The organism is Mesotoga sp. UBA5847 (assembly GCF_002432735.1).
Taxonomy (GTDB): domain Bacteria; phylum Thermotogota; class Thermotogae; order Petrotogales; family Kosmotogaceae; genus Mesotoga.
The window spans coordinates 10,150-16,678 of the sequence record NZ_DJGL01000065.1; the positions used below are offsets into that span (position 1 = coordinate 10,150).

The window sequence follows — 6,529 nt, forward strand, 5'->3', positions numbered from 1 at the left end:
ACTCGTTCGCAAAACATTCACAAACCCTCATTGCTTTCGAAGTAGAATACCACTAACTCACGATCGGGGGGGTCACTATTGAAAAGGGTTACATTCATATCTATACGGGAAATGGTAAAGGAAAGACCACTGCAGCTATTGGTCTTGCGATAAGAGCATGTATGGCGGGCGAGAGGGTCTTCATCGGTCAGTTCATAAAGGGTATGAAATACAGTGAACAAGCGCTATCGAATTATATCGACGGAATAACCATTGAACAGTTTGGAAGGAAATGATTCATTAGAGAAAATCCTGAAGTAGAGGATCTTGAAGCTGCTCGCACTGGTCTTGCAAGATCCCGAGATGTTTTGCGCAGTGAACGGTTCGGTGTCGTTATTCTTGACGAGATATTCATTGCTTGCCATTACAGATTGGTAACAGTAGAGGATATTGCGAAGCTTTTTGAGATGAAACCCGCAAACGTCGAACTTGTTCTGACTGGCAGAAATGCTCCGGCCGAGATTTTTGAGAAGGCAGACCTCGTCACTGAAATGAGAGAGATTAAGCATTATTACCATAGGGGAGTTGAAGCTAGAAAGGGGATAGAGTATTGAGCAAGGCAACTGGACAAGAAGTCAATTATGGCCGGTTCAGGCAATAATTCTTGATTTGAACGCAATCTGCTTGGAGACTCAAAAGGATCTCTGATACCGCGCTGCCATTATTCAGAAGACCCTTCTGTGATCCTATCAAGTTTTTCTTTTACGAAATTACTCATCAAACGTGCGCTGCATTCCTCGAAGGATAAAGATGAAGGATTACACTGGAAAGAGATTTCAAAAGTGACGCAAATGGTGTTAGAATCTTTAGTGATAGAGAAGCACCACGAAACGCGCTTGATGTTCAAACCAACGCTCGAACTTATTATTGTGAGAATGAGGGATGAATACCTTGTCTGCATATGATTTAAAAAGGTCTTACCTTGACCTTATTGATGAAGCGGTCATATTCGTTGATGAATTTGGGAAGATCACCTTTCAAAACTCTGCTTCGCAACGGCACTTTGGAGATGTAGTTGGAAGGATTTATGAAACTCTTTTTGGTTCTGACGATATCTGCGTAGATGATAATGGAGGAATCTGGAGCGTTCTCTCTCACCACGACAATAACGAACAAGGCGAAGTGAAGATTCTGAAAAAAGCAAAGAAGGTATATCTTGATCCAACGGTCACAGAAGTAAGGACAAATACAATTCCCTCATACAGCAAAGCAATCTCAAGAAAAGGTTTTTCGCAGTTCTCAAGTAGGAATTATTCTCATGACGGTGAGAATTATCGAAGCACAGTTTTCAAAAAGATTTTTGAAGAACAGACTTCAGGTATTGCAATCTTCTCTTTTGACAGAACTTGTGAGACAATAGTCCCGGTTTTGAAGAACCTTGCTTTCGAAACAGACCGTCTTGCACGCCTTCCGGTACTGGAAGGCATTCCGCTTGGCAGACCTATTAGCAAAGCCGATTACCTTTTCCTTGAGGCGTTGAGAAGGGTTGCAAAAACGGGAAGAGAAGAGACTATATCGCTTTCGGAGGGAGAATACTTCGAAGAAGTTCTGATTAGGCTTCTTTCAGACCGGCAGCTGGTCAGTATCCACAGAGAGAAGACGACGGAAGCTAGAGCAATAGCGAAGCTTCACACTGCAAAGTGCATCCTGGATTCATCTAGTGAGGCCATACTCTCGACTGACGAACAGGGCAGGATAATCTTCATTAGTAAATCTGCCGAGAAACTTTTTGGAAGAAGGAGAGAGCAATTACTCGGTGAAAAAGCGTTCAGATTCATAAGGGACTCAGGAGATCAAATCAGAGAGATTCCCTTTCTCAAATCAGGTATTGGCGAAAAACGGCTTCTAAGTATTCATAAAGAAGATGGCTCTACCTTGCAAGTCTCGGCTCTCGTGAGAACGATAAGAGATTCCCGCGAAGGGGCAGACACAGCGCTCGTCATCTATTCATTTGCTGATCACGAAGATCAGAATTTGATTCCGGAGTCTGCGGAAAGAACTATCAAGAGCTTAATTGAGACACTTTCAACAGTGGTAGAGGTAAGGGATCCCTACACGGCCGGTCATCAGAGGCGGGTCAGCAAACTTGCTACTGCAATTGCCATTGAAATGGGGCTCAGCCCAGATCGACTGGACTCGGTCAGAGAAGGTGCTCTTCTGCACGACATCGGGAAGATCTCCGTGCCAACAGAAATTCTGAGCAAGCCGGGCAGATTGACGGAGAATGAATGGTCCCTTATTCAGAACCACAGTGAAGCCGGTTTCAGGATGCTTGAGAGAATTGAGTTACCGTGGCCAATATCAAGCATCGTACTTCAACATCATGAAAGACTGGACGGCTCAGGATATCCCCAGGGATTGAAAGGAAGAGAGATCCCATTTGAGACCAGAATAGTTTCGGTCGCGGACGTATTTGAAGCGATCGTCTCTCACAGACCCTACAGGCCAGCTCATGAAAGACTTGCCGCAATCACTGAGTTGACGCAGGGAGCGGGCAGGATTTATGACGCAGATGTAGTGGATTGTTGCCTTTCTCTAGTCAACAAAGGCTTTTCCCTTGACTGATTTTTCAGAAGTGAGCGATGAGCTTTGCTTTATTCAACCAGAAGCTCCGGTAAACCTCAAATGAATTCAGATTCAGCCGAAAGAGACATCATACCGATTTCTTCGTTTCAGTGGTTTTTCCAACACTCTTCTTGCGATATTTACGACAGACCTTAACTGAAGCTCAAAACATTTAATGCAGAAGTCATTTCCTGAACCAACCTTTCTTGTGCACCAGAAACAACATGATCGATGCCACAACTCCCATTATGACGAGAACTACAGGATATGCCCACTTGAGAGCCAGTTCTGGCATGAAATGGAAATTCATTCCGTATAGACTCGCAATAAAAGAGAGAGGGATGAAAATCGTCGATATGATAGTCAACACTTTCATGATTTCGTTCAACCTGTTGCTTGTAGAAGAAAGGTAAAGGCTCATAAGCTCTGACGCGAGGTCTCGACTCAGATCTAGCATATCAATTGACTGCATCACATGGTCGTAGACATCTCGGAAGTAAAGCATAGTCCGACTTCCGAAGTACAGACTTCCATCTCTAGCAATGCGCCCAACTGCTTCTCTAGTAGGCCATAACAACCTTTTCAAGTGAGCCAGTCTGTGCTTGATGAAGTAAAGCTCTTTAAGACTCTCTTTTGCCATCGTTTCCACCAACTGATCTTCAAGGTTTTCGAGTTCATTTCCGAGATTCTGCAACACCGGAAAGTAATTATCGACGATTGTATCGACTATTGCGTAAGCTGTGTAATCGTTGTTCATTTGTCTTATCTGGGCCTTCCTTCGAATCCTATTCCTAACAGGATCAAGAACGTCTCCGTATCTTTCTTGGAATGTAAGTACGAAAGTTTCGCCTACGAAGAGACTCACCTGCTCCGAAATCAGATTGTTATCTTCCATCCTCAGCATGGGAAGGCATAGAAAGACACAGTTATCATACTCTTCAACTTTGGGGATCTGCGGGACGTTCGTTATATCTTCAAGTGCAAGCGGATGAAGAGAAAAAATGTCACCAAGCTTTCGAATAGTAGACTCATCTCCCAATCCCTGTACATCGATCCAGTGAATCTTCTCTTTCTCTAAGACAACGGACTGAAGCCCGGTCAAATCATCAACAATCTCTTCTCTCAATGAATTCGAATCAAATTCGATAAGTCTTATTCTTGGGTAAGGCGATTCTTCATCTATACTTAGAGTTCCCGGAACTGAACCCAATGGGGGTTTCCTCTTACTGAAGAGACCTTTCTGATTCATTGCATACCTCCTTGATGACAGAAATATCCACTCATTGCAAAGAGTTATTACCCTTTGATTCTAGCACTGACTGTCTGAATTGATTTCTTACAAGCCGTCTAAGTCTACCAAAAAAGAGACAAGAAAAGAAGTTCCTTTATCTTCTGCTGTAGGAGTATATTTGATGGTAGGCAGAAACCAAGATTCAGTACTTGCCTTTCAAACCAAGTGAGGTGAATTGCTTTGAAAGTCTTGAGTGTCTTTGGTGCAATTCTAGTTCTGACTTTGGCATCAGCTTCCTTTGCCTGTACTACTCTTATTGTGACAAAGGGTGCGAGTGTCGATGGATCTATGATTGTTGCTCATTCAGACGACAACGACCTTGCCGATCAAAGAATCGTCTTCGTGCCTGCTAGAGACCATGAACCAGGCTCGTTCAGACCTGTATACTGCACTGCAGTCGCAATTGGGGAGTTTCCTCAGTACAACAGCTTCATCTATCCGCGAATTGTATCTGCAAGAGCATCGGCCTATGATACACCGCAATATCCTCCGTCGATTCCTATCGGAATGATTCCCCAAGTATTACATACTTATGCTTACTTTGACGGATCATACGGAATCATGAACGAACATCAGTTGATGTTCGGAGAATGCACTGATGGAGCAAAGATACAGATCGGACCTGAGCCAGGCAGAAGGATATTCTATTCCTCTGAGCTTTCTCGCGTTGCTCTCGAGCGTTGCAAAACTGCACGTGAAGCAGTTGACCTGATTGGTTTCCTCATTGAAGAATATGGCTACTACGGCACAGGAGAGACCCTTCCGGTTGCTGACCCAAACGAAGCTTGGATTATCGAGATGGCTCCTTCGCCTGAGGGCACTGGAGGATTATGGGTAGCAAAGAGAGTTCCCGACGGAGAGGTTTTTGTAGCCGCTAATCAGTTTCGAATAAGGGAAATCGATCCTGAAGATCCCGATATCCTCTTCGGGAAAACTCTTCACGAGATTGCTGAGAAACACGGCTGGTGGAACCCAGAAGAGGGGCTTCTTGACTGGCTGAGGACTGTTAGTCTAGGCGAGTACAACCATCCCTATTACTCTTTGAGAAGAGTGTGGCGCTTGTTCTCTCTGATTGCTCCCAGCATGAACTTCTCCCCGTGGGTTGAGGATGGATTCACAAGAGAGTATCCGTTCTCTGTGAAACCCGACAAGAAGCTTTCTGCAAGAGATGTAATGAACCTTTACAGAGATCACTATGAAGGAACGGAGTTCGACCTCACAAAAGGAATTGCCGCCGGCCCATTTGGTAATCCTGACAGATTCTATGGTCCATATGATGGCCAGGGAGATGTAGGGGATCCCTCCCGTAAACTTGACGGAGCTTGGGAAAGACCCGTATCGGTTACGTATTGCGGTTATACTTTCGTTTGCCAGGGAAGGGACTGGCTTCCCGATCCAATAGGAGGGTTGATGTGGATAGGGCTCGACAAGCCCGCAGACACTTGTTTCATTCCATTCTACGCAGGGGTGAATGCTCTTCCTGATTCTTTGGAAGTGTGCGACACTTCGGAGTTCAGTAGGAACAGTGCGTGGTGGGCATTCAACTTCGTTTCGAACTGGGCTTCTATGAAATACAGTTACATGCACGAGGATATCAGACTAATGCAAGAAAAATACGAGACTCTTTCTCTTTGTCGTCTTCAAGAAGCTGAGGCATACGTTGCCGCTATGACTTCCAACGGTCCGCAAGAGGTTTCTGAGCATTTGACGAAGTTCTGCGCAAGAAACTCCGAAGAGATCATCAGGGCATGGTGGGATTTTTCGGAATACTTGATAGTAAGATACAACGATGGGTTCATAAGCGAAAAAGGGAACATGGCTCAACCTGTTGGGTATCCACAAGAATGGCTGGATCAGACCAATTGGCCTGAAGGGCCAACTTCCTACGACAGGAAATGAAACTTACCACCCCTCCGAACTATTCTGTTCCCTCTCTTGGAGGGGTGTATTTCACACCTATGTTCCATGCCTTACCGAGATGCATACCTATGGACCAATATGAATTGTCATATACTGAAAAGACAACCGGACTGATCTTCTTGATATCCGGGAGTCCATCAACTAGACATGACTCGGCGCAGTATGTCTGAACAACTTCACCAACAAAAGTTACATGCATTCCACCGAACTCGAAACTCTCGATAAGTTTGCATTCCATATTGAGTGGTGCTTCACTGATCATCGGAACTCCCACGGTCTCTCCCATGAAAGTATTGAATAGCTCCGACTTGTCAGTTGTCTTTCCGGAGTAGATCCCCATATAATCTACCCCTCTAAGCATATCAAGAGAGGGCACATTTATACTAAAGCATCCAGATTCTTCAATATTATTGCAACTCAATCTAGTCTTCGCCAAAGAAATCTGAAGCATCGGCGGCTGAACTTCCACTACCCCACAAAACGCGACAGTCGTATAATTAGGTCTTTCTTCATTCATCGTACCTATCACTACAAGAGGCATTGGGTACAGGTATATTCCCGGTCCAATTCTGTCCTTCAACTACACTCACCGTTCCTTCCTCAGAAGATAACACTGCAAACAACCTATCACCAAATGCGGGAAACCTGCTATCAATCCATTCTACTCGATTGCACCTCCGAAAAGCAAGTAGCCGATATGCATCACAAATAATC

The 6,529-nt window shown here is 44.6% G+C and carries 4 protein-coding genes and 1 pseudogene; 3 read left to right on the forward strand and 2 right to left on the reverse strand.

Translation table 11 applies throughout. The annotated features are described in order from the left end of the window. Positions 1-77 precede the first annotated feature (77 nt). Positions 78-593, forward strand: a pseudogene (locus B3K91_RS06540) (cob(I)yrinic acid a,c-diamide adenosyltransferase). A 328-nt stretch (positions 594-921) separates the two neighbouring features. Next, positions 922-2,604: an HD domain-containing phosphohydrolase gene (locus B3K91_RS06545; RefSeq protein ID WP_414674582.1), complete on the forward strand. Its 1,683-nt coding sequence runs from the start codon at positions 922-924 to the stop codon at positions 2,602-2,604. 184 nt (positions 2,605-2,788) lie between these two features. On the opposite strand, the gene corA is transcribed toward B3K91_RS06545, so the two are convergent. After that, positions 2,789-3,853 carry a magnesium/cobalt transporter CorA gene (corA, locus tag B3K91_RS06550; RefSeq protein WP_292593496.1) on the reverse strand — a complete coding sequence of 355 codons (1,065 nt, stop codon included), beginning with the start codon at positions 3,851-3,853 and terminating at the stop codon, positions 2,789-2,791. Positions 3,854-4,183: 330 nt separating this feature from the next. Between corA and B3K91_RS06555 the strand changes: the two genes are divergently transcribed. Continuing rightward, positions 4,184-5,794 carry a dipeptidase gene (locus B3K91_RS06555; RefSeq protein WP_414674583.1) on the forward strand — a complete coding sequence of 537 codons (1,611 nt, stop codon included), beginning with the start codon at positions 4,184-4,186 and terminating at the stop codon, positions 5,792-5,794. Positions 5,795-5,813: 19 nt separating this feature from the next. Here B3K91_RS06555 and B3K91_RS06560 read toward each other — a convergent pair whose 3' ends face one another. Further along, positions 5,814-6,395 carry a flavin reductase family protein gene (locus B3K91_RS06560; RefSeq protein ID WP_292593498.1) on the reverse strand — a complete coding sequence of 194 codons (582 nt, stop codon included), beginning with the start codon at positions 6,393-6,395 and terminating at the stop codon, positions 5,814-5,816. Positions 6,396-6,529 lie beyond the last annotated feature (134 nt).

What these genes read in the sequence shown, in the direction of transcription:
- B3K91_RS06545 (WP_414674582.1), top strand. Translation starts at nt 922, where the DNA reads ATGAATACCTTGTCTGCATATGATTTAAAAAGGTCTTACCTTGACCTT.
- corA (WP_292593496.1), bottom strand. Translation starts at nt 3,853, where the DNA reads ATGAATCAGAAAGGTCTCTTCAGTAAGAGGAAACCCCCATTGGGTTCA.
- B3K91_RS06555 (WP_414674583.1), top strand. Translation starts at nt 4,184, where the DNA reads ATGATTGTTGCTCATTCAGACGACAACGACCTTGCCGATCAAAGAATC.